The following is a 24239-nucleotide window of genomic DNA, read 5'->3' on the forward strand; positions in this document are numbered from 1 at the left end:
AAAATTCTATAATCTTAAAAGTTACTAACCTGTAACCTCCGTACTATTTAATAGACTGTTTAAAACCCGAAAAGTTACGGAAAAAGCTGCATTTTTTAACGAATTTGCTCGATTTGGCGAAAAAAAAGCCCGCCCCCCCTACTATGAGGAGAGGCAGGCTGTCGATAGTTTACATGAGGTTGTTCAAAAAATCCGCTTTTGATCACGTAGTGTATCAGGAAGCGGGGGCGGCATCGAATCTTGAATTCAGCCGGGCCTTCCGGTGCTCACGTACCCCAATGTACGCTCCGCTCCTCAGTCCCTATCTTCATTCAACCTTCTCGGTGCTGAAAACCGGCCTTTTTTGAACATGCACTACATGTATTGTATTTTTTCTAGCAGTCTTTGAAGCATAACCGCCGCTTGCGCCCGGGTGGCTTGCCCCTTAGGCTGGAAGGCATTCGCGCTGACGCCCTGGATAATGCCTTCATTCAGCAGCTTGGCCACGGCATCCACAGCCTGGATTTGCTTATAATCCTTAAACTTTTGCAAATACTTCTCGGGTGCGAAAGTCAAAGTCGTCCGATAGTCGGAGTAGTTCATCGCCCGCATCATCATCATCGCCATTTCTTCGCGCGTAATCGATTTATTCGGTTTAAAAGAACCGTCCGAATAGCCGGTAATAATGCCCGCTTTGACCGCGGCCCCGATAAACGCATTTTCCTTCGTATTCGTGACGTCATAAAAACGCTGCGCCATGCCGACTTCTCCCGCTAGGCCAAGGCCTCTGGCGATATACTCGGCAAACTCCGCCCGGGTAATGTTTTGGTTCGGGGCAAAGCTGGTTTTGGTCCGGCCGCTGACAATCAGCTTGCCTGCCAACGTATTCACCGCTTCCTTCGCCCAGTGGTTCCCGACATCGTTGAAATATTGGTACGTCGTCCCGCCAAAAACGGTATGATTCCCTTTGATCTTAGCCCGGAAAACCTGGCGGTCGCCGCCGGCCTGTACCAGCGCAGGTACAAACGTCATGGTCTCTGATGCGGCATCCCACTTGAACAAACCTATTTTATTTCCAGGCGTGGCCATGCCGCTGATCATCCAATATTGATTGTTCATCGTAACATCGATGGAGCTTGCGCTGCTGTTCGTATTGACGGCCGTGACATAAAAATCATACGGTTCCGTCACCTTTTGCATGGAAGCCGAGCTGATTTTAGTGTTGTACTGCGCTGCCGCCTCTGCCCCCAGCTTCTCTACCACGATGTTTAGCGCGATGCTGTTCGACGAAGCATTCAAGCTTCTGGAGATTTCTGCCGTATGCAGCTGGCTGAGCTGCAGAACATGCATGGCGTCTCCCGCACGCACGGCAATTACCGCATTTTTGTCCTTGCCGAAGGCGATCTCCAGCGCATCAAGCGGGATGCTCACCAAAATAGAGCTGTAACCGGTCGGCGCCTGGAACATCAGCATATGCGTTTTTTCGTTTGCAGTACCAATGTAATCAAAAGCGCCTTTCAGTTTTTCCGGATCGACGCTTATTTTTTTGATGAGCTGATTATTTCGCGATGTGATATCGCTCATCACCAAAGACGGGTCGCTTAAACTGAATGTTGATGTCCCAAACTCTTTCAAATCGTTATAGATCAAATAACCAGGACGGTTGGGATCAAAGCTGTTTCCGGTCGAATAGCTGGCAAGCAGCTTGTTGAAATAGGACATTTTGTTTCCGCTGCTATCGGTTACGCCACTGCTTCCCGGCAAATAAGTAACTTCTACCCGCTGTCCGCTTGTCACCGCGCTGCTCAGCTTGAGCGTGACGGTATTCCCGCTTGCCGAAGCCTGGGTTACGCCGCGCAGTGTGCCGTCCACGTACACCTGATATTGCTCCTTGGCCACGTAGGACTGCGTTTGCAATGTTTTATTATAGATAATTTGAATCATATCGCCTTGAACAATCAAGGCCTTGATTTCGCCATTCAAACCGTTCTCCGACACTTTGACCGTTTCCAGATTGACATAACCTGCCGCATTTCCGTTCAAATCCGTTAACCGGGTGGAGCCCGATCCCGGCACATACGAAACGGTTACCTTCGCATCTTTGCTTAAAGCCGAAGTCAGCGTCAAGGTCACCTTATTGTCTTTAATCTCGATGGCGCTGACGTAGTTCGGAGCCCCGTTCACCAGTACTGAAAACTGGCTTTTCATCGGAATATTGTACGTGCTGAGCGGTTCATTGTAAGTCAATACGACTTTATTCCCCGCACCTTCCGCAGACTGGAATACCGGCGGTTTGGTATCGAGATAGTTACGCACGAAGAAGTCGCTAAAGGCGCTAATATTTTGTCCCCTGTCATCCTGGATCGGATTATTCCCCGGCGTATAACTAACCGTAATCACCTGTCCGTCGGACACGTTGACATTCAGCGTCAAATACAGAGTTTGTCCGCTTTGGCTGATCGATTGAATATTCATCGGAGAGCCGTCCGCTTTGACCGTAAACTGCTCATATGCATTGGATGACACGTTTCTGAGCGGTTGGCTGAAATTCAAAGTCACCCTGTTGTAGGACACGGAACCGCTGCTCGGCTTCGGAAGCGCCGTATCAATGCCGTTCACCACTTCACGCTGGCTAATGGCAGGCACGGCATTGCCCGCACTATCGCGAATTCCGTTCGTTCCGCCTTTGTAAGTGATTTTCACATTCTGGCCGACGGCAACCCCGGTTTCCAATAAAATATATACACTATCCCCCGAGGTGTAGACGTTATAAATTCTGCGCGTCTCATCATTTACCGTTACGGTAAACATGCTGGTCGACAGCCATGAATCGGAATACAGCATTTTATTGTATACAAGCCGGATCGTCGAATTGCTGTACATCTCGCTGCTTTTGAGAACAGGCGGCGTCTTGTCGGTAACCGATGTCGAGAACGTCCAGGAAGATCCGCTTAAACCGGCATAAACATTGTTCGGATTTTGTCTCTCATAAAAAGCGCCACGCTCAATCGTTACGTAATATGTCGAATCCGTATCATAACGATACCCCGGCAAAAGCCGAATTCTGACCTCTCTCGTACCATAGGTGAACACATCCGTAGGCACTTCCTGATCGCTGCCCGATTTCCGGACGCTCACCCTGCCATATCCACGCTGCACTTCCCTGTTAAAATTCATGACCAAATCCGCATCCTGCGCAACTCCGGTGCTGCGGTTGGTTGGAGAAAAACTGTCCACGTTAAGTGATGTGCCGCTGGTCGTGCTTGAAGTGGTAAAGGACCATTCATTGCTGGAGCTGATCCCTGCGACATTGTTGTTATCACTGTCCCGAAAAGCGTTATCTGGAACCAGCACGTAGTAGTTGGCATTATAGTCAATTGATGATCCTGTATCGATAGTGATCGTCTTTGTTCCACTGCCCCAAACCTGCGAGGAATTAGCAGTGATAGATTTGATCCAGCTGCCGTTTTTGTACAAGCTTATGCTGCCAGAAGACGGATAAACCGGTTGGTTATACGTCAATTGCAGCCTGGTGCCTGGAGATACGCCTGTTGACCCGTTGGCCGGGCTTTTGCTAGTGATGAATGTTTTGCCAACGACGGTTTTGAACGTCCACTGGCTTGAATTATTGCCTTCATATTCAGTACCGTAGGAAGTCACGGTCCCTTTAGGGACAACTACATAATAGTTGGTTCCTTCCTCCAGAGCTTTGGACAAAGAAATGATCAGTTGGTTTTCTTTGGCTTTTAACTTTCCGCTATCGGCCGAAATATCTTCCACCCATACATCGTTCGACTTGTATAATTTCACGCTGCCTTTGACCAGGCTGATCGTATCATTAAATGTTAAGGTTAATTCCTTTAACGAAGTGCTGACACCCGTTGCATTATTCACTGGATTTGTCGCTGTAACGTCTAATTTTGCGATCGTAGTGAAGTCATATGTGACTTGCTTCGAATGTGCGCCACTCTGTTTATCCTTGAACGCCCCTTGGTCCGCCTGAATCAAGTATTCCACTCCGGATTTTAACGGATTATCGAGTTGAGCATAATAAACCGTATCGCCTGATTTCGTGTCTACTTTTATATTCGCAGGACCAATCGTAATCGATGAACCACCTCCAGTCACCCGTATTCCAGGTCCGTTGTTATCGGTTCCTATCATTAAATCAACAGCCCTGTCGGCTTTAAACTGGATCTCCGGTTTTTGCGAGACATTATTCTTATCCGAAGATGATGGAATCGATATCGTAATCTCCGGACCATCCCCGACCGGATCGGCAGCCGCCAATGCCTTGACGCTACCCAGATCCACAAATGCGATTAAAACCACCAATAAATAAATGAGAGCTTTCCTCATGAGTGAGCAACCTTCCTTTCTGTGGATAAAATTTAGCTTTAGCACCTGAACTAGTTTTGACGTTTTGCGAGTGACCGCTGCGGTTACGGATCGTTCTTCCGATCGCTGTTGCCTCCAAATTTTCTTGATTTATATAACCACACACAGTCAAAATTCGGAGACAGCCTATGCTTCCGATGATAGCTTTCCTCTGGAAAGCTTTTAGGCGAACGCTTCGCTTCTTCAGATCGATTCCGTCCCCTCCGCTATATCGCTTATTTTCAAACACTATTTCATACTCGATCTAAATCATTTTGTCAGCAGCTTTGAGTTTTATGTACATCAGGATTTTGCAAAATCCTCCAAAAAGCAGTCCTCTATATTACTTTCGGTCAAAATAGGATCGAAGTTTAGCCTCATTCTTCGAAACTATGAGAAGACGGGAGGCGTTTTTCTGAACGCAAAAAACCCCGGAAGGCCAAAGCCCTGTCCGGGGATGATATTTTGATAGATTAACTTACAGACCTGCTTGCGCTTTAAGCTCTTCGGCTTTGTCCACGCGTTCCCATGGCAGATCCACATCTGTACGGCCAAAATGACCATATGCAGCTGTTTGTTTATAGATTGGACGGCGCAGATCCAGCATGCGGATAATGCCTGCAGGACGAAGGTCAAAGTTGTTGCGGATCAGCTCGACAAGCTTCTCGTCGCTAACTTTGCCAGTGCCATACGTATCCACATTGATCGAAACCGGCGTTGCTACGCCAATCGCATATGCAAGCTGGATTTCGCATTTGTCTGCGAGACCTGCTGCTACGAGGTTTTTCGCCACATAACGAGCAGCATAAGCTGCGGAACGGTCCACTTTCGTTGGATCCTTACCGGAGAATGCGCCACCGCCGTGACGAGCGTAACCTCCGTAAGTGTCCACGATGATTTTGCGGCCGGTCAATCCGGCGTCGCCTTGTGGTCCACCGATAACGAAACGGCCTGTAGGGTTGATATAGTATTTGGTCTGATCGTCCAGCAGTTCCGCCGGAACAACCGGAAGAATGACTTTTTCCTTAATGTCGGCCTGGATTTGCTCCAAAGTTACATCTTCAGCATGCTGCGTAGATACAACGATGGTGTCCACACGTACCGGTTTGTCATCGACATACTCAATGGTTACTTGCGTTTTGCCATCCGGGCGGAGGTACTCAAGCGTGCCGTCCTTACGGACTTCAGACAAACGGCGGGCAATGCGGTGAGAAAGCGCAATCGGAAGCGGCATAAGTTCAGGGGTTTCATTCGTTGCAAAACCAAACATCAAACCTTGGTCGCCTGCACCGATATTTTCCGTTTCCTTATCAACCTGAGCCGGATCACGGTTTTCCAGAGCAGCGTTTACGCCTTGCGCGATATCGGCTGACTGTTCATTCAGCGATGTCAAAACAGCCATCGTATTATAGTCAAAGCCAAACTTGGCGCGAGTATACCCAATTTCCTTTACTGTATTTCTAACAATAGCGGGGATATCGACATACTCGGATTTAGTACTGATTTCGCCGATCACAAGCACAAGTCCGGTCGCAACCGATACTTCGCAAGCTACGCGCGCATTCGGATCATTTTCCAAAAAAGCATCAAGTACCGCATCGGAGATTTGGTCGCAAATCTTATCCGGATGTCCTTCCGTAACGGACTCTGATGTAAACAGATGACGTCCTTTTACAGACATAGTATCAACCTCCTATAAGGATATTATGACAAAGGCTTTTAAGTATGTCCTACACAAAAAATGAACCTTTTCCCAGGCAGGAAAAGGCTGCATGACAATCCTCAATGGACATATTAACGCATTTGTCAACCTATGTCAACGAAAGGAGGATTATAAATATTGGTTACAATAAGGACTGTTGCGCCTGGCGGACTAACCGCTTGGTCATCTCTCCGCCGACCGATCCATTTTGGCGTGAAGTGAGGTGTCCGGCATAAGAGCCGCCTTGAGCAAAAACCCCCCCAATCTCGCCTAATTCGCCTGCGAATTCCGTATCCGCACCGCTGCCTCCTGATCTATATGCCGATCCAATTCCTAATTCAGTGGCAATTTCATATTTCATTTGATTCAGCATGTGACGGGATTCGGGAACAACTTTACGATTATTATTTCTGGCCATGTAAATGCACCTCCTGCATGATGGTACTGCAAGAGTATTATTTGTATTTATATTGGTCTTGAGACGTATAAATGATTGTTACTTATGGCAAAAATAAGCTTATGGAAATAGTTAAAATACAGCTTAAAAAGCGAGTTGTTCGCTACGGTTACGGATCGTTCTTCCGATCACTGTTGTCTCCAAATTTTCTTGATTATATCTCTTCAATACTGTCAAAATTCGGAGACAAAGGCGACCGCGACCGCTACCGCTTCTTCAGATCGATTCCGTCCCCTCCGCTACGTCGCTTTTTTATAGATCATTGAAGCATATATCCGCCGCGTACCATAACGGTCAAGCTATAGGTATTGCCTTCTTGTACCATGATACCGCGTCCTTCTCTTGGGAAGGACAGCAAATGATTGTTTTCAACGGCTTCGCCGTTCTTGATATCTTTACCTGCAGTAAGATCTGCCACACCATTTTCGGCATCGCTGTATACAACAGCTTTGCCGTTACGTACAACAAACTCGGCTCCAGCTTTGGCAATCAGCTTTACACCTGGTTTGACCGTAACAATGGTTAATGTATTCTCAACAACTGTGGTTACGGGCTTGTCCGTCGGTTTTGGCGTTGTAGTAGTTGCATTATCTTTAGGTGGTGTAGTTGTATTATTAGGGTTCGAAGGCTTTGTTGGTGTTGTGTTTATGCCTCCACCCAATGCTTTTTGAATTTGTTGATCAACGTAGCTTTTGGTGACGACAGGGTCGTCGGGAGTGCCGGGCTGAATTGTACCTGCGCCAATAGCAATATTGCTATATATGGTTCCGATCCATATCCCAGCACCAATTGCGACTGCAGCCATTGCGATTTTCCAATATGGTTTCATGTTAGTGAGTGCCTCCTTTTGGTATATTTAAAGCTTATTTCACTATAACAATTTTGGGTTGCTTATTTTTGATTTAAATTAAAAACAGATTAACAAAATTGCACCTACACGTCATAACCACAGGCTGAGCCGGTCTTCCATCAGTTATATAATAGCTATAATTTTTTTGAACCGCCATCGAACTGGGAGGTTCTTATACAAAAAAAGAAAAGCTCAACCCGAAGGCTGAGCTTTTCTAAAAGGATTAATTCTTATTACAGTTGTTTTACAACAACAGGAGTAGGCGCGCTTTCTGGAAGTACATCAGTTGCAGCATAGCGAACATAATAAGTTCCAGCAGGAACAACTACATCGCCATCTTCTGTTACTGGTGTGTAACTATTTGCACCACCTAATTGATATTCCATTCCTTTTTTAAGGCCCAGAAGTTTTCCTTTTCCACCAGCAGGAGCGTCTTCACCTGTCACGGCAGGAGCTGCAGGAGCTACCCCTTTAACTGTAACAGTAACACTTTCGCTTGCTGGTTTACCATCAACTGCTTTAACGCGCACTTCGTATTTCCCAGGGGTCAAGCCATTAACTTCATTTCCTGTTACGGCTTTCCAAACATTATCTGAACCTTTGTATTCCATTGTTGCGTCAACACCAGTGATTTTACCATCATTTCCTGCAGCAGTAGCAGGCGATGCTGTCACACCTTCTGGAGCTTTTCCTGGTGTGGTGTTATCAACAGGAGTTGGTGCGGAATGGAATTTTTCAAAGCTAGACAATGCGTTACGGTTTGCATCGACAATTGCTTTGCTATCATTATTCGCATCGCCGTTGAACGATACACGGATCTCTTCATTTGGAGTATCTTTTGGTACTTCGAATGTAAGAACCAGCGTGTCTTTTTGTTTTTGATTGCTCACTGTGATTGGTTCTTTTGTAGGTACATTCGCTACTTTATAGTTTCCAATTTGAACCGTGAACAAATTAGCAGCAGTAGAATATACATCTACATTCTTGTCAAGCTTTACTTCAATAGAGTATTTCGCAACTGTAGAATAGTTCTCGCGAGTGACTTTTCCGAATTCACTGAAAGATGGTCTTACCGAGTTCTTTACATCGAACCCTTTAATATTAACAATATTGCCAAAAGCATCGCGAGTATAGTAACCATCAACTACGAGTTTACCTTCGAAAGTAGCTGGCAATTCCGATTCAAATTTCAGAGTTACAGTTTTATTGTCGCTGCTCAAGCTATAATCATTAGCACGGTAGATGCGTCCGTCTGTATGCTTAAGCGAGAATTCATCTGCACGCACATCACTCAATGGAGCGTCAAAAGTTACCTTTGCTTCTTTTGTTCCGGTAATTTTAACATCATCGATCATAATTGCTTCATCTTGTTTCTTGATTTTTGCGGACAGTGTGTAAGAGCCAGTGCCCTTCTCACGCAGGTAGTTGCCATCAACATCCTGGATGTAATTTGCCTTGATTATCTTATAGTCAGGTGCTGTAGGCAAATCAAGTGCTTTATCAGGCTTAATGCGAACTGTATTAGTCGAAACCAGCTCTACATTAGCTGCAGTAGTAGTCAGCACTCTACCATCAACTGTATACTTCGCAGGATCAGCCGCATTACCAGTTCCGCTTACACTCAAGGATTTATTAAATTGAACATAAATCCAACCATCGTTACCTTTCCATGCACGGTCGATTTGACCTGTTGCTGCATTTTTGGCAGACAATGTTACAGTTTGTGGAAGCAATACATTACCAACGTAAGCAGTGTCTCTGACACCAGAAATCGTCAAAGTGTAATCAACGTCTTTAAGATCAGATCCAAAATCGATAACCACAGTTTTACCGTCAGCTTTCAATTCTGGTTGGCGAACTGGATTTCCATCTTTGTTCACACCGTTAATTTTCGCAATGCCGTCAGCATCTTTCAATACATAATTTTCACGTTTAACAGCATCTTCTTTCAGAACAGCTTTACTGAATTTGATTTCAGCAATGAATCTTCCAGTATCAGTGTTTTGAGTAAGACTAGATGTCACAACCGTTGGACGAGTTGTATCCAGTGTTGGAGTAACTTTTGCATCAATATCCGCAGAGTTGTCGCTGTAGTCCTTAACTCCGGAAATGTGGATAGTATTTTCTGTGTAACCCAATGGTTGAGCAAATTCCAATGTCACTTTGTTGTCGTTAATTGTAATTTTGCTTGCTTTCACAGAAGAAACATTCGCGTAAGCGCCAGAAACGCTCTTGATTGTTTCGTCAAATTCAACGGTTACTTTTTTCAAATCATAAGATTTAGCAGATACAAATTTTGGAGCTTCAGTATCTTTAGTTACCGTAAATTCTTTAGCAACAGGAGCAATTGCAAGACCAGAGAAGTCTCTCACGTTGCTCACACGAAGTGTGTGGTTGCCTTCAGACATGTTAGTTACCACAATTGCAGTATCTGGGTAAGAGTATTTTACAGTTGCAGCGATTGCTTGATCGTCAATACGGAAGTTCGTAGAGATCATATCTTCTGGTTTAACCGGCTCGCTGAATTTAACTTTGAATGCTTGTGTGCCCAGACCTTTAACTTCTGTAACTTCCGGAGCTTTTACGTCAAGCGGAGTGAATTCCACTTTTTGCGTAATTGTTCTTGTACCTACTGAACCCTTCACATTGCTAACTTGTACGAAGGTTTTCTTTTGGTTTGTAAGAGTGCTGTCTTTGTCAAGCAAGATTGTTGCAGTCTTCTTGTCTTCGGAAACCGTTACGCTATCGATCGCTTTTCCATCAACAATATAGTTGTTAATGTTCTCAGCGGAAGCAGGATCAACAGTTCCGTCGAAAGTTACTACAACTTGCTTCAAGTTGGAAGCTTCAACAGTCGAAACTTTTGTAGCTTCATCAACTTTCCAAGTCACTTTTGTAGTGATTTTTTGTTTAGCTGCATTTTCGAATGTAACTTCAGTTTCTTTGTTAGGCTCAAGAGCTTTTTCCAAAGTTACTTTTACGACTTCACCAGTGTTCAGGGTGAATTCGATGTCTTTACCATTTTCAGCTACTTTGTAAGAAGCAACCGACAGGTTCAGGAATTGGTCAGCAGCGTAAGAAGCGTAAACCAATTGTTCGCGAGTAGCGTTACCTTGGAAGTTCCAATCTTTAGAGATCAGACCTTTATCGATTGCTACTTGTACATAACCTTTAGCCCATCCGGACGCTTTGTTGTCGCCTGCTTCTGGAGCTTCGATTTTCAAAGCGCGAACAAGTGCAGTAGCCATTTCTTCAACAGTTACTTTACCGTTGTAGTTGAAGATTCCTTTTTCTTTGTCTTGACCTTCCATAACACCTGCAGCAGTTACTGCTTCAATGAAAGGGAATGCCCAGTTCTTTTTGTCATAACCTTTGTCCTTGTAAGAAGGCGTAGCGTCTGGAAGTTCTTTCAGTCCGAGCAATTTAGTCAGGACTTTCGCGAACTCAGCGCGAGTCATGTCTCTTTCCAAGTGTGCTTGTTTGTCTGGGTAGCCGTTGAATACACCTTTAGCTGCCAGAGCGTCGAATTTTTGTTGCGGAGTTACTGCGGAATCACCGAATGCTACAGAAGCAAACATAGAGAATGCCATTGCTGTAGACAGAGCGACTGTCAAAATTTTCTTCATAACCTTTTGTTCTCCTCCTTGAACTTTCATCACATTAGAGTTTTCTTTAAATGGGTAGCTCGTGTTACTCATATTGTCGTGCACCCCCTTTCCCGAGTTGAGCAGAGTTTCATATAAATGATGTCTGTGACGAGATCACAGAAACTGGTAAACTTGGAATACGACAAAAAAAGAGTAGATTCCTAATCCTACCTAAGTATTATACAATGGGGTCAAGATGTCGTAAAGAACATTTTTCTAATTTATAGACATTTTTCTTGTACAGGTCATCTTTGGTACGCCCATCGTAATTGACTCTACATCTTAGACGCACGAGTTTCTAAAAAGTTGCACCTTTTTTTAAAAAATTTCAATTTTGTTACCCGACTTTCTCATTATAACGAAAATAATGACTTGTACAAGAAATATATGCCATCTCAGGATGATCTGCCCGTCCCTTATTATATGGCAAGAAAAAAGAACGCCCGCAGGCGTTCTTGGATGTAAGTATAATAGTTACAAAAACTTAACGGATTTTCATAGCCAGTTCAATGATCTGGGCACGCATTTCAGGACTCGTATTCAAGTTCTGGTACATTTGCTCAATCGGCTGTTTGTTCTCGCGGTATGTTTTCTCGTGTTTGATCGTCGAATGGGACCACTCGATCAATTGGTTTTCGGAAAGAGTCAGTTCATTAAAGGCATCATGAAAGCCCGTCTCCATAACAAGGCCTTCCATGACTTCTTGAGTAATCTCTCTCGTCTTGCGAGTCAGCTCAATTTTCTTCTCCAATGTGCTGGCCTTATTCTCAAATTTGGTTTTTGCACGCAAATAGTCCAATTGAGCTTTGGAATAGATCGGTTTCATAAGATAGCCTTCACCCTTCAAATTATAAATTGTATTCTACGCCATTGTATCCTAAAGATCGACAAATTACAAAGATATGTAATTGGAAATTAAAAAAGGTCCACTTTAGTTAACGGTAAAAGTAAGATTATCCCTGGCCTTCGACTGCTTAAACAAGTGCCTGTATTAAATCAAAAACAGGACTTAGTTTTACTATCCTAATATTCAGAAATATTTACGATAACGTCCCGAAAATAATAATAATTTATGCCAAAAAGAAAATACTATAACAAATATTTACATAGAAATTGTTTACATATTTTATACTTATATGGTATATTTCGAGTATGGTTGGCCAACCACCGTTAAGAGAAGAATTATTTGACATCTTATGTTTCACTTTTCAAATTAAACAGGATTGCTAAGTCCTAGTAAAATTGGAGGTTTGAACATGAAGAGATCAAGGAAATTCTTTGCATCAGTGGCATTGGCTGCTTGTTTGACGGTATTCAGTGCTTCTAATTCGGCATTTGCAGCTTACGGTTGGGGCGACACAATGGAAACCGCGCAAGTGATGTACTCAAACGTTCAGCAATCCCCTTACTATAGTGCGACAATCCCTTTACATGGTATGGATGATAACGACTACTATCTCGTTGATAACACACAAGGATCTTCCGGGTTCACATACACTGTCATTGTAACTCCACCGGAAAATTTCGATATTGCTCTTGGAATTGTTCAGATGAGAGAAGATGGTTCAATTACCTATCTTGATTTTCTCAATGGCAATGGCAGAGGATATCCTGAAGCTATTAGCGCGTACATTCCAGCAGGCGAGAAAGTCTATTTCCGGGTGCTTGATAACGGCATTAATAATTACGATAAACCGTATACGATTCAGTTCACAAAAACAAGTTAATATTAATGCAAAAAGGAGAGCCTCTGCTTTATTAGCAGAGGCTTCTCTCTATTCTTGAACAAATCCATTCCTTAGCTCAAGTTTTTAGGGAATACTTTGGTGCCTTTTTTGAGCAGTTCTACGGCAATTTTACCCGCTTCGGCGCGAGTCATGTTTGCTTTCGGATTAAAGTTGTATTGCGGTTTCTTTTGTCCCGGCTGGGTCACTGGCGATCCGGCCATGATTTTGGCTTTGGTGACAGCCTGAATCGAGGACAAGGCGTATACGTCTATTTTGCCGGAATCCAGGAATGACTTCGCCAAGGCGTCTTTCAGCTTCTGATCGGTAGGAGCAAGCTTCAGTTTAAGCGCTCTGGCGATCATAACCGCCGCCTGTTCTCTTGTAAGCGGTTGGTCCGGAGCAAACACCCCGTCCGTCAGTCCCGTTACAATGCCGGCTCTGGCCGCCGTTTCAATATGTTCGTAATCCCATGTCGCCGAACGGGCTGTCGGCACGAGATCGACAAAGGTGTTCTTATCGTCGTAATTCAGAGGCAGGTTGAGCCCTTTAACCAGCAGCGTCGCAAATTCGCCTCTTGTCGTTTGGTCGTCGGCCCCGAATTGCTCGAAGCGGAGATTATTCATGAAACCTTTGGAATAAAGAGCGTTCAGGATATTCCGTGCCCAAGCATGGTTGGTCACATCGGAGTAACCGCGGCTCATTTTCATAACCGTATAATAACCAAACTGATCAAATGGAACCGTGATGGTGTGATTCTTCGCATCCGCTTCCCCGCCGATGTTCTCCCATTCGCGTTTCGCGTTATAACGGAAAACCGTAATCGTATATCCGGCTTCATCCACGACGCTCGGGTTGTAAGACAGCGTCAGCGTTCCCCGCTGCGATGGGGTGACTTTCCGTTCGGCAGGAATGGTCGGATCACCGAACAGTCCAGAAACGGAATATGGCGGAAGTCCATTGGTAGCCGGTGAATATGGCGTCGTTGTTTCGCCCATGCCGCCGCTGATCCAATAAACGTTCGACACGCGTACAAAGTTATTCGTATTTCCGGTAGAACCGAATCTCAACATGTATTCGTCCGGAATGGACCAGGTCGGCTGCCCGCTGTCTTCGCCCGTACCCGGGAAGCCGATAATGTTGCCGTAGTCGTTGCGGCGTTCCACGATACCGTTCACCGGATCGGCGATACCGAACAGCAGCTTCGTTTCCGGATAATATTTTTTAAGTCCCCGGATATCGGTGCTTTGCATCACAGTTCCTTTCGGGAAGCTTAATTGAACCGCTTTGTTGAATACCGTATATTTATTGGCTACTTTCGGCGCCATATATTCGGCATCGACGTCAACGATACCGCTGTAATAAACCTCGATGGTATCCGTATTCGTAACTTTGCCTCTAGTAATCGTAATTTTAATTTTATTGGATTTGTCCTGTTTCAGTCCGACATAATCCAATACGAAACGGTGTTCTCCAAGATCGGTGCGTTTCTTGGCCTCTTCTTTGTCAATTTTCACCGAGTCGGCTCCCTCAGCTTCAATATCGAAGTGCAGGAAGTTTTTGGTGACCACGTATTTGCCGCCAACCGTAGGCTGCGGGGAAATAATTCTGTACGCACTTTCTTCACGTACCAGTTCCAGCTTCTGACTGGTCTTAGCACCAGTTTCATTAATGAGTTCCAGCGTATATACATATGTGCCCGGCATATTGGACGTAAAATCCTGGATCCGCATCACAAAATCTTTCCGGCTGCCGGCAAATTCATACGTATATCTCTGATTATTATCCGCAAACGTGACTTTTTCATTTTCAGTAAAGTTTGCTGGGATGTCTACTGAAAGAATGTTTTTGGTGCCGAGGTTCAGGTTGGCCTTAACGGCGCCGCTGCCTCGGAGCACGATATCGTATGTTTTCAGACTAGTTTTGAACTGAGTGTCCTTATACACGAAATCAGGCGTCAAGTTGAAGATTTTGGCCAGCTGTTCGTTCTTATCGTCAAAGTCGCGCGCAGGGAACGCAGGGCGGTCTTTGCCAAGCGCCGGCTGGAACTTCATGATCGTGGATACGTTCTGATCCAGAATGTAAATGCGCAGTTCTTTTTTGATTTCACGGGTTTGGCCTTTGTCGTCTTTGGTAGTACCTAACAGGACGATCCGGTTCTCACCGTATACGAGCGGACCTTTCTTCGCATCGACCACAGGTGCTTGATTGAAGTTGCCTTGGCCGTCAAGCCATGAATTATCGGATGTAATTTTGGTGCCGTTCACGTAAAGCGAAGCCGTAAAATACGGGCTCTTCAGGTCGAAGTCAATGTATTGACCTTTAATCGGGAATGTGTTGGTGCCGCTTGAATCCATTTTGTAAGATTGTCCGTCGGTCAAATTGGATACATAGATGTAGCTCTTGGACGCAAAGGAAATAACGGCGTCCTTATATGCGCTGGAACCTTCGTAATTAAAACGGACAGTCTGGTTCCCGTTCTGGAAGTCGCTGATTTTATAAATGTATTTCGTATCCGATACTTTGGAAACATAACTTATCGCGATCGACTTTGTTCCCAAAGGCAGATATTGGGCTTGCAGTCTGGCTGGATCGCTTGGGGTGCTGTTGGTTGATACCAGGATATAAAAATCACTGGAGTTTACCTTGGCCCCGTTCAAAGGTTCGCCTGCAGGCACTTCGCCTGTGCCCGTATATCCGGTCAAATATTTCAGATCCGTAATGACGGTTTTGCCTTGCATGTACTGAAATTCGATTTTTTTGGCGATCGTTTTTGTGCCATAAGTGATAGACAAGTTATGCGTTTGATTCAACGAAATATCACCGTTGGCTTCTTTATTGAAAGTAAGCGGATCAACAGAGAATGTCACCAGGCGGTAAGATGGCGTATTCTGCGAAACGGAAGGAATGAAAATTTCCTGTCCCGGCGTTTTGTTGATTTTTGCTCCATCCAGCTTGATATCCTTATAATATTGCAATCCTGGTGCAGGGCTGCTGTTCATCTGCACGTTTGCGCTGCCTTCAAAAGGGCTTCCGCTGTCCGGAACAAGCAATTGCACATAGAGCCTGCCGCTGTCTTTGTTTTCGGTAAACACAGGCACTTCATTCAGCAAGCTCTGGCCGTTATCGGCAGAGTCCGCCAAATACATGCTTACAATCGGACTTTTCTCATCATAATAATAGAGCTGATAATTGAAGGTCAGGGAATCGGATGAATTCTGCACAACCAGCTTCAGATCATTGATACCCGGTTTCAGCTGAAGCTGCGGCGTAAAGAAGGTTCCGTCCTGCAGCAGCGTCGTTGCCAGTGCCGAACCGCCGTTGGCTGCAATGGTTACTTTCGTTGCATTCTGGGCTTTACCTTCAATCGTGATCTGCTGAACCGGCACAACGATTTGCGCGCCTTCGTTCAGATTCAGCTTGTCCGAACCGCCATGCACCGTAAGCTTCTCTACAAAAGGAACGGTATCAAACAATACATAAAAGGTTTCGGAGCGCTCGTTAAACCCTTGAGAGCCTGTAAACGTAATTTTGTTAACCCCTTGATACAAGGTCAAGTTGGCTTTAAAACGGTTATCCGGACGTTCCATGTCCAGCGTAATCACCCCTGGAGTGACGTGCGTAGGACTTGCAACCCATTGGCCGTTATCCCAGTTGAGCTGCTGCACGTTAACGCCCAAGGTAGATCCGGTTACTTTGGTGTATGTACCCGTAACGGCCAGTTGGGAATCCTGTACTTGATACAGCTTCTCGCGCGAAATAAAGGCTGGACTGCTGCTGTTGGTTTCCTCTTGTTTTAATGCTACTGTATTTCGAATGCCGCTGATGTCAGGTGTAAAATAACTCGTTTGCGCGTCGGGCAATGTATCGGCATATGCTACAGAGGCTATGCTTTGCGGCATGACGGATACAACAAGCGCCATTAAAACCATCCATATGAATGATTTCTTCATTCGTTGCATGCGTTTATCTCTCCTTTTTGACCATGTTATTTTCTTTATCGGTTTCAGCACTTTGATTTTGAAGAAGATTTAATAAAAAACCCCCTCTTCAGGGTTACTTTTTTTCCCTTTTATTGAAGATAAAAAAAAGCATCCGCCATTCCTAAGAATGACGAATGCTCTATTTTAGATAGAAACGAAAGTATAATAGCTAAATCTTTTTGGAGATTATTTCGAACTGCGCTCCGCGCTGACTTTCATTCGAAGCCTTGCTATCAAATCCAGAATCGGACGTTTCGTCTTGCCGACAAGACCGATGACCTCGGCGCCGATCTGCATGAAAAACATCATGACGCAGATGACGACGAAAGTGACCCAATTCGCTTCATACATCGCGGCGGAAGACTGAATGACAGCCAGTACGCCGAAAAATGCGGCAATGCCGTATACGATGAGAACAGACTGGCGGTGGCTGAAGCCAATTTCCCGCAGGCAGTGATGCAGGTGGCCTTTGTCCGGAGCAAAGATCGGTTTCTTCTGGATCCAGCGCCGCACAATGGCAAAGAATGTATCCGACAGCGGTACGCCGATAATAATCAGCGGTGTAATAAACGATACGATTGCGATCTGCTTAAATCCGAGCATCGACAGCATCGCCAGGCTGAAGCCCAAGAACAGCGAGCCCGTATCGCCCATAAAGATCTGCGCCGGGTGGAAGTTAAAGAACAGGAATCCGACGACCCCTCCCAGCAGAAGCAAGCACAACAGGGCGACTGTGAGGTTGCCCATCAGTAGGGCCATGACCAGGATCGTTCCGATCGCGATACCCGAGACGCCTGCTGCCAATCCATCCAGACCGTCAATCAGATTGATGGCGTTCGTGACGCCGACAATCCAGAAGATCGTAAGCGGGATGGCAATCCAGCTTTCGAGTGACGAATAGGTATTATTAAAAGGTATATTTACAAAATCAACAGTGATGTCAAAGCCGAAAACAACGATACATGCGGCGACGATTTGTCCGAGCAGCTTCACCTTAGCCGATAACTCAAAGCGGTCATCCAAAGCGCCGATCAGCACGATCACCGACCCGCCAAGCAAAAAGGCCTTGATAAAGTTTGCATCTCGCATGGAAAACAGATCCCATACAAATGGCAGAACTGCAAACATGGACAGCATGAATGCCAGATATATCGCCAGACCGCCTAGCCGCGGCATAATTTTGGTATGCACTTTACGAGCGTTCGGGACGTCGACTGCTCCGATTTTAATCGCCAATTTCTTCACCAGCGGCGTTAGCAGCAGTGCCAAGGCTAATGACACAATACATCCGATGATGGCTATCATTAACATTTGTACGTTCAACCCCCATTTTCTTCACCGGATTGAATTATACTCTCATCAAAAAAATAAAACCAATCCTGTTTTTCAGCAAAAAATCGGGTTTTTGCGGTTCAATATAGGCTTTTATCTCGGTTTTGTCACGTTTTCTTTATCCCGCAGCACTTTTAAGGCGAATTTCGGCAGCGCAAGCATTCTTGCTGCCCGCGTCGGCTGCGTCAGCAGGCGATAAAGCCATTCCGCACGCAGCTTTTGGAACAGCTTCGGCGCTCGTTTCGTTTTGCCCGAAATGACGTCAAAGCTTCCGCCGACCCCCATCATCAATGGGACGCCAAGTTCCTTTTTATGCTGGGCAATCCACGGTTCCTGGGTATCCGCTCCGCGCGCAACGAACAGCATGTCCGGAGCCGCCTCGCGGATTTGGGCGATCACTTCCGCATCCTGGTCGGACTTGAAATATCCGTCACGGTATCCCGTGATTTCAACGCCCGGATATTGCAAATGCAACCGCTCTGCGGCCGCCTGAATCACTTCCGGCGTCGAGCCGAGCAAAAACACCTTCCAATGATAGTTTTCTCCGACTCGCATAAGTTCATGTAAAAGGTCGAATCCGGCGACGCGCTCCTGCACGGGCGTTCCCACTTTGGAGGCGGCCCAGACCACGCCGGTACCGTCAGGGACGAGAAGTTCCGCATTTTTCATCACCCGCATGTAATCCGGCTCTTCCAGAGCTTTCATCACCATGATCGGATTCGCCGTAATCACCTGAAAAGGCCTGTGCTCCTCCGACTCGATCACTTGGGTCAAATACTTGACTGTGTCTTCCATCCCCCATTTGCATACCTGCAAACCATAGATGGAGACCGTAGGCACTTGTTCAAATTGGTTCACGGTGTCAATCCCCTTATCCATTACTGCTCAAAAAATCAATAATATGCCGCGCAGGCTCCTGCGCTTCCTGTTTCAGCTTATCGATGCGCGGTCTGGCGGTTTCCTTCCAAGCCTCGGCCCCTGCCAGCAGACGCGAAATTTCCGCCGCTAGCGCCCCGGGATCGACCATGCTGCTGGTTCCGACCGGTATGATATCCAGCCTGTCCAGAAAATGATCGATCTTCGGATCGTAGGAAACGCCGATGAGCGGAACGATCTGATTCGCGGCATAAATCAAGCTGTGCAGTCGCATGCCGATCACCAGATCGCAGCGTCCTACCTCTGCCAGCATCTGTCGCGGATGAACCGCCTCCCTGCATACCGACACCTTGCATCCTTGCGCGCTGAGATCGCCAAGATTTTGAATGATTTCTTGCGAAGCCTTTTCATCATCCGGAAAATGAAACGGCAGGAATCTCAAATGCACGGGCTGCTTTTGGCATACTTTGCGGAGCCCTTCGGCGATCCCCTGCAGCTCCCTGCGCTCCTTATCCCAATATCGTACGGAAATGCCGATTACAGGCAGTCCGGGTTCGGACGATTCATGCATATACGGCGTATTTTCCTCATCAGGAGTAAGGCCCATGACCGGATCGGGTACGACCTGAATACGGCCACTCTGCAGTCCCATGCTTTGCAGCAGCTCCGCGGACTGGATGTCCCGGACTGAAATATATTCGCATTTTTTGAACGTGTTTTTGATCAAAGGATAGAACAGCTTCCGGTTCACGGGACCGATTCCCTGGGAATATACAAACACGGGTTTGCGCAGCCACTGCGCCAGCTTGATGACGCCCAGATAATACGGGATGGTCTTCGTGCCGGTGGCATCCTGCAATAAACTGCCACCGCCGCTGATCAGGCCGCTGCTCTCTTTGAGCGCCTGCTTTACTTCGCCAATTTTCATCCGGTGAACCGCCTGCACGGCGTACGTGGAGGCGGTCCATTCCGGATCAATGGAAAGCACGACGGGATTGATCCGAACGCCCGCCTGCTTGCCCTGCTGTTCCAGAGCCGTCAAGATGGACTGGAGCACAGCCTCATCGCCGCTGTTTTTAAAACCGTAATATCCCGAGATGACTATTGTCTTCTGAGGCGAGGTGACCATTTTTTCCAACACCCTTCAGCAATTTGCCATACGCCGATTGCGATCAGGCCGAGAATAAATCCGATTCCGAGACCAAGCAGGTCGCGGGCCAGGGAGATTTTCATCGGCGAGTGGATATGGGCAAAGGTATCCACCATCGAAAGTTGTCCGATCACGGCGAAAATCATGACATAGATCGCGTTCCGATACTTCACGGACAGGAACAGTCCAAGCAGGAACAACGGATGAGCGATAATTTCCTTATTGCGCGGACGCACATGGAACGTGTTCTCCAGGAATGGGCGAATGACCATTTCAATCGAGCTGACTTTGCCGCCGTTGCCTGTACGGCTCAGATAATAATATCCGACGCCGGCAACCGCTACGGCTGCGATAACCCACAGCAGCGTGATTGGCGTTTTGAACAGCTTGCCCATTTGCTGAAGCGGACGTCCGCCGCGGTACAATACGACAAACACGGCAATCAGCATGATTGGAGCCGCATGCAGCAGGCTTACGCCGCGGAACTGGCTCAATACCAGGCTGTACGTAATATTGTTCAGCAGTGCGACCACGAATGGAATAGCTGCCATGGAGATGATTGATGTCTTGATAAACAGCACAATCGAAAGCGAAACTCGCCGTCCCACCGCCATTTCGGGATCCTCGGCATTAACCGCATTGATTTTGCGTATCGCCAGAATCATCGCTATGGTCGGAGCACTGATGGCGACGATCAGAGCCAGCGCCTGTTCAAACAGCGTTGCCTTGAGTACGTACAAGCCCGCGCTGCCAATAAGGCCAAGCACAAAAGCCGGCACGGTCAGCGACGGAATGAAGAACGAAATCATCAAGGCGATAAAGGCAACTCCGCCCAGCACGACAACCATTTTAAAGTAACGCTGCAGCGAAGAATCATGAATATGGAAAGCTTCGGCACGGCCCATTGTAAAGCCGTTTTTCTCCATTTGCTTCACCGCATTGCCCGGCTTTTCCAGGCTCTTGATGATATTATCGATCGAATCGGTCACCATGGCCTTGGACGTGCTTTTGCTTGCCGATGTATTGATATAAATCATCCGGATGTTCCGGTCTTTCGTTGCCAGAGCAAACCGGTCCGCAATCGTATCCTCATCCAGCGCCTGGGCGTCTTTATCGCTAAGGGAATACAGACGGACCACATTATAATGGATGTAATACGAAAGCTTAGCCAGGCCGGCCTGAGGTTTCTTCGTATTTTCGATTGCCGCAATGCCGATGCCATGCTGGTTCAGCAGATTGGCGAAACTTTGCAGGCTCTGCTTCTTGGCGTTGTCGTTAAAGCCTTTAACCGAATCGCCCTCGAACAAAATGCGCTTAACGTCATTGGCTTCATAATAAGCAAGCAGCTTATCCATCGCTTCCTGATCATAAGGAAGGCTGTCCGACATCCGCGGAACGACGTGGAATCCTTTGCTGTGAAGCATTTCGAACGCAATCGGGTCCGGCTGCATCGGTTTCAGCGCGGCATCCTCCGGCGAGGTTTCCACAATCAGGCCTTTTTGTTTATGAAACTCCCAAGGCTTCACGTTGATGCCCAAACTCTTGAACGTATCTTCAATGAGAGGCGTCAACCGGCCCGCATTCTCTTCATTGGTAAACAGAATGTAAGTGAAATTCTCGTTCGTCGGAACAACGCTTTGCGTCATTTGCGCAATATCTTGGGCGTTATACACCATCAGCCGCCGGCTTTTCTTGAAATCATCCAGCGTGCTTTCAAACATCGCCATGCTGGTGATTCCAGCCGCCTTCAACTTATCCAACTGCTCGTCCAAAAATTGTTCCGGATGCGCCTGGTAAGAAGCAACCTCCGCTAAGCCGCGATAGTTGAACACGAGCTCCACATTGTTTGATGATGATTCCGTTTGGTATCGGTCGTACGCGACTGGAAGGGCGGCGATGATGCCCACAATGACCAGGATCCACAGCCACTTGCGCGATGCCGTGCCCCAATGCTGCCATTTTTGATGCACGAAAAGTACCTCCTCATAATAACTCCGCCCAAGCCGCCGCGTCTGTGCGGCGGCTTACACGGATATCCATCTCTCTGGTGATTCTAGATAAGTTGAACCAATGATTGTACGGATGAAGGCAGCCGGGTGGTTCATTTCTAACGAAACGTGATATCGCTATTTGCAACAAAAAGGGCTTTTTGAAATTTTAACGAAACAGGGGATCGCTATTAAGCTAAAAAAGTGCCCGTAAGCCTCATTTTACCCCTAATAACGATCTGTAGTTTCGTTAGATTTCATTTGCTCTTGTTTTTGAGACATTAGCGCTCTATAGTTTCGTTAGAGATGAGATACATCTTTAGAGAGCTTCCAGCTGCGCAAGAAATCATTTCCCCCAGACTCAATCTTCGGAAACGGATTTCTGTTGAAGATTGAACCCTCTTCCTTTTCCTTATCCGTTTCTTTTAGTTCAACTTATATAGGCTAGGCGTCAACGCGCGCCATGACTTCTGCCGCAAGCTTATCGATGCGCTCCTCAGCGTCCTGCAGCGAATTGCCGCGAACGGCAAAATAAACTTTAATCTTCGGTTCCGTCCCCGATGGGCGCAGGCAGAACCATGAGCCGTCATTCAGCATATATTTCAGCACATTTTCCTGCGGCAAGCCGTCAAGCCCTTTGGAATAGTCGAGAACCTCCGTCACGGCTGCGCCCGCAATCTTTTGCGGCGGATTCTCGCGCCAATCGGCCATTTTCGCCTGAATTTGGGCCAGGCCGTCTTTGCCTTTCAATGTGCGGGATTCCAGTTTTTCACGGAAATATCCGAACTCCGCGTACAATTCCTGGAGCACGTTATACAGCGTTTTGCCCTGCGCTTTGTAATAAGCGCCAGCCTCGCAGATCAGAAGCGAAGCAAGCACCGCATCTTTGTCGCGGGCATAGTTTCCGGCCAGATAACCATAACTTTCCTCGTAACCGAACAAATATGTATATTTGCCCGTCTGTTCGAATTCAGTCATTTTCTCGCCGATATATTTAAAGCCAGTGAGCGTATTGAAAATTTCCGCTCCATAGTGACGGGCAATGACCGCTCCCATTTCGCTCGTAACGATCGTTTTGATCACCGCTCCGTTGTCCGGCAGTTTGCCCTGCTCTTGGAGCTGGCTAAGCAAATAATGAATCATGACGGCGCCGGACTGGTTGCCGGAAAGCACTTCATATTCACCCGCATCATTCAGCACAACCGCGCCCATCCGGTCACAGTCCGGGTCGGTGCCGACCAGAATGTCAGCTCCTACCTCTTTGCCAAGCTTCATCGCCAGGGTGAATGCTTCACGTTCCTCAGGGTTAGGCGACTTTACGGTCGAGAATTCGGCATCCGGCTGCTCCTGCTCCGCAACAACATGGACGTTGGTAAAACCAACTTTGTTCAGTACGTTCCGTACAGGGATGTTGCCCGTTCCATGCAGCGGGGTATACACGATTTTAAAATCTTTACCCAGCTCGGAAGTTATCTTTTCCCGGTTGACGCTTACCCCGGCGACCGTTTCCGCGAAAGCTTCGTCTTCGGCATCGCCAAGCCATACCAAAAGTCCCTCTGCTTCCGCCTCGGACTGCTCAAGACGTTTGACGGACGCAAAAGAATCGATCTCCTGGATATATTGAATGACTTGTTCCGCCTGATGCGGCACAAGCTGTCCGCCTTCGGCGTTGTAAACCTTGTAGCCGTTATATTCCGGCGGGTTATGGCTTGCCGTAATGACAATGCCTCCGGTTGCGTTCAGATGACGCACGCTGAATGAAAGCTGCGGCGTTGTACGCAGGGATGGAAACAGCTTGGCCGTAATCCCGTTGCCTGCAAGCACAAGCGCGGCTTCAAGCGCAAATTCCGGTGAAAAATGCCGCGAATCATGGGCGATGACTACCGAAGGTTTCCCTGCTGCCTGGCCATGCTGCTCCAATATGTAGCGTGCAAAACCTTGCGTTGCTCTGCCGACGGTATAACGATTGATCCGGTTGCTGCCGGCGCCGATGACGCCGCGGAGCCCTCCCGTCCCAAATTCTAAATCTTTATAAAAACGTTCCTCCAATTCCTGAGGTTGTTCCTGCAGTTCTTGAAGCTCCCGTTTCGTCTCGTCATCAATCAAAGGATCGGAAAGCCAGCGTTGTACATTCTCTGCTGCTGTTTTGCTAAGCTCTGCCATACTCTTTCCCC

At 46.9% G+C, this 24239-nt stretch carries 13 protein-coding genes; 1 reads left to right on the forward strand and 12 read right to left on the reverse strand.

The genetic code is table 11. The features are described 5' to 3' along the window. Positions 1–354: 354 nt before the first annotated feature. The 6 genes from L6442_RS30590 to L6442_RS30615 all read right to left on the reverse strand — a co-directional run bounded on the left by L6442_RS30590 (position 355) and on the right by L6442_RS30615 (position 11838). Positions 355–4338, reverse strand: coding sequence for an Ig-like domain-containing protein (locus L6442_RS30590; RefSeq protein ID WP_212979495.1), 3984 nt, complete (start codon positions 4336–4338; stop codon positions 355–357). Positions 4339–4834: 496 nt separating this feature from the next. Further along, entirely contained in the window at positions 4835–6037 is a 1203-nt protein-coding gene (gene metK, locus L6442_RS30595) for a methionine adenosyltransferase (RefSeq protein ID WP_194234042.1), read from the reverse strand. A 163-nt stretch (positions 6038–6200) separates the two neighbouring features. After that, positions 6201–6476 carry an alpha/beta-type small acid-soluble spore protein gene (locus tag L6442_RS30600; RefSeq protein ID WP_212979494.1) on the reverse strand — a complete coding sequence of 92 codons (276 nt, stop codon included), beginning with the start codon at positions 6474–6476 and terminating at the stop codon, positions 6201–6203. A gap of 298 nt (positions 6477–6774) precedes the next feature. Beyond that, complete coding sequence (locus tag L6442_RS30605; RefSeq protein WP_212979493.1) at positions 6775–7344, reverse strand: hypothetical protein; 570 nt, start codon at positions 7342–7344, stop codon at positions 6775–6777. A gap of 254 nt (positions 7345–7598) precedes the next feature. Next, complete coding sequence (locus L6442_RS30610) at positions 7599–11063, reverse strand: S-layer homology domain-containing protein (RefSeq protein WP_212979492.1); 3465 nt, start codon at positions 11061–11063, stop codon at positions 7599–7601. Between the two features lie 433 nt (positions 11064–11496). Continuing rightward, positions 11497–11838, reverse strand: a complete 342-nt coding sequence (locus L6442_RS30615; protein ID WP_212979491.1) for a hypothetical protein — start codon at positions 11836–11838, stop codon at positions 11497–11499. 430 nt (positions 11839–12268) lie between these two features. Between L6442_RS30615 and L6442_RS30620 the strand changes: the two genes are divergently transcribed. Next, a complete protein-coding gene (locus L6442_RS30620) occupies positions 12269–12739 on the forward strand; it encodes a hypothetical protein (RefSeq protein WP_212979490.1) in 471 nt (156 codons plus the stop codon). A gap of 71 nt (positions 12740–12810) precedes the next feature. Here L6442_RS30620 and L6442_RS30625 read toward each other — a convergent pair whose 3' ends face one another. The 6 genes from L6442_RS30625 to L6442_RS30650 form a co-directional block, all read right to left on the reverse strand. After that, positions 12811–16698, reverse strand: a complete 3888-nt coding sequence (locus L6442_RS30625; RefSeq protein ID WP_212979489.1) for an S-layer homology domain-containing protein — start codon at positions 16696–16698, stop codon at positions 12811–12813. Positions 16699–16905: 207 nt separating this feature from the next. Continuing rightward, on the reverse strand, positions 16906–18030 hold the full coding sequence (locus L6442_RS30630) for a glycosyltransferase family 4 protein (RefSeq protein ID WP_194234037.1): 1125 nt from the start codon (positions 18028–18030) through the stop codon (positions 16906–16908). A gap of 114 nt (positions 18031–18144) precedes the next feature. Further along, positions 18145–18930: a WecB/TagA/CpsF family glycosyltransferase gene (locus L6442_RS30635; protein WP_212979488.1), complete on the reverse strand. Its 786-nt coding sequence runs from the start codon at positions 18928–18930 to the stop codon at positions 18145–18147. Further along, a complete protein-coding gene (gene csaB, locus L6442_RS30640; RefSeq protein ID WP_212979487.1) occupies positions 18923–20056 on the reverse strand; it encodes a polysaccharide pyruvyl transferase CsaB in 1134 nt (377 codons plus the stop codon). The genes L6442_RS30635 and csaB overlap by 8 nt, the downstream gene beginning before the upstream one ends. Continuing rightward, positions 20029–22047, reverse strand: a complete 2019-nt coding sequence (locus L6442_RS30645) for a DUF5693 family protein (protein WP_212979486.1) — start codon at positions 22045–22047, stop codon at positions 20029–20031. The genes csaB and L6442_RS30645 overlap by 28 nt, the downstream gene beginning before the upstream one ends. A 462-nt stretch (positions 22048–22509) precedes the next feature. Then, positions 22510–24228 (reverse strand): phospho-sugar mutase, encoded by a 1719-nt coding sequence (locus tag L6442_RS30650; protein WP_212979485.1) that lies wholly within the window; start codon positions 24226–24228, stop codon positions 22510–22512. Positions 24229–24239 lie beyond the last annotated feature (11 nt).

The sequence above is a fragment of the Paenibacillus azoreducens genome, assembly GCF_021654775.1.
GTDB classification, from domain to species: Bacteria; Bacillota; Bacilli; order Paenibacillales; family Paenibacillaceae; genus Paenibacillus_AQ; species Paenibacillus_AQ azoreducens.

Bases quoted from the DNA above. Each gene is read 5' to 3' on its own strand.
- L6442_RS30590 (WP_212979495.1), bottom strand. From the start codon at position 4,338: ATGAGGAAAGCTCTCATTTATTTATTGGTGGTTTTAATCGCATTTGTG.
- metK (WP_194234042.1), bottom strand. From the start codon at position 6,037: ATGTCTGTAAAAGGACGTCATCTGTTTACATCAGAGTCCGTTACGGAA.
- L6442_RS30600 (WP_212979494.1), bottom strand. From the start codon at position 6,476: ATGGCCAGAAATAATAATCGTAAAGTTGTTCCCGAATCCCGTCACATG.
- L6442_RS30605 (WP_212979493.1), bottom strand. From the start codon at position 7,344: ATGAAACCATATTGGAAAATCGCAATGGCTGCAGTCGCAATTGGTGCT.
- L6442_RS30610 (WP_212979492.1), bottom strand. From the start codon at position 11,063: ATGAGTAACACGAGCTACCCATTTAAAGAAAACTCTAATGTGATGAAA.
- L6442_RS30615 (WP_212979491.1), bottom strand. From the start codon at position 11,838: ATGAAACCGATCTATTCCAAAGCTCAATTGGACTATTTGCGTGCAAAA.
- L6442_RS30620 (WP_212979490.1), top strand. From the start codon at position 12,269: ATGAAGAGATCAAGGAAATTCTTTGCATCAGTGGCATTGGCTGCTTGT.
- L6442_RS30625 (WP_212979489.1), bottom strand. From the start codon at position 16,698: ATGCAACGAATGAAGAAATCATTCATATGGATGGTTTTAATGGCGCTT.
- L6442_RS30630 (WP_194234037.1), bottom strand. From the start codon at position 18,030: ATGTTAATGATAGCCATCATCGGATGTATTGTGTCATTAGCCTTGGCA.
- L6442_RS30635 (WP_212979488.1), bottom strand. From the start codon at position 18,930: ATGGATAAGGGGATTGACACCGTGAACCAATTTGAACAAGTGCCTACG.
- csaB (WP_212979487.1), bottom strand. From the start codon at position 20,056: ATGGTCACCTCGCCTCAGAAGACAATAGTCATCTCGGGATATTACGGT.
- L6442_RS30650 (WP_212979485.1), bottom strand. From the start codon at position 24,228: ATGGCAGAGCTTAGCAAAACAGCAGCAGAGAATGTACAACGCTGGCTT.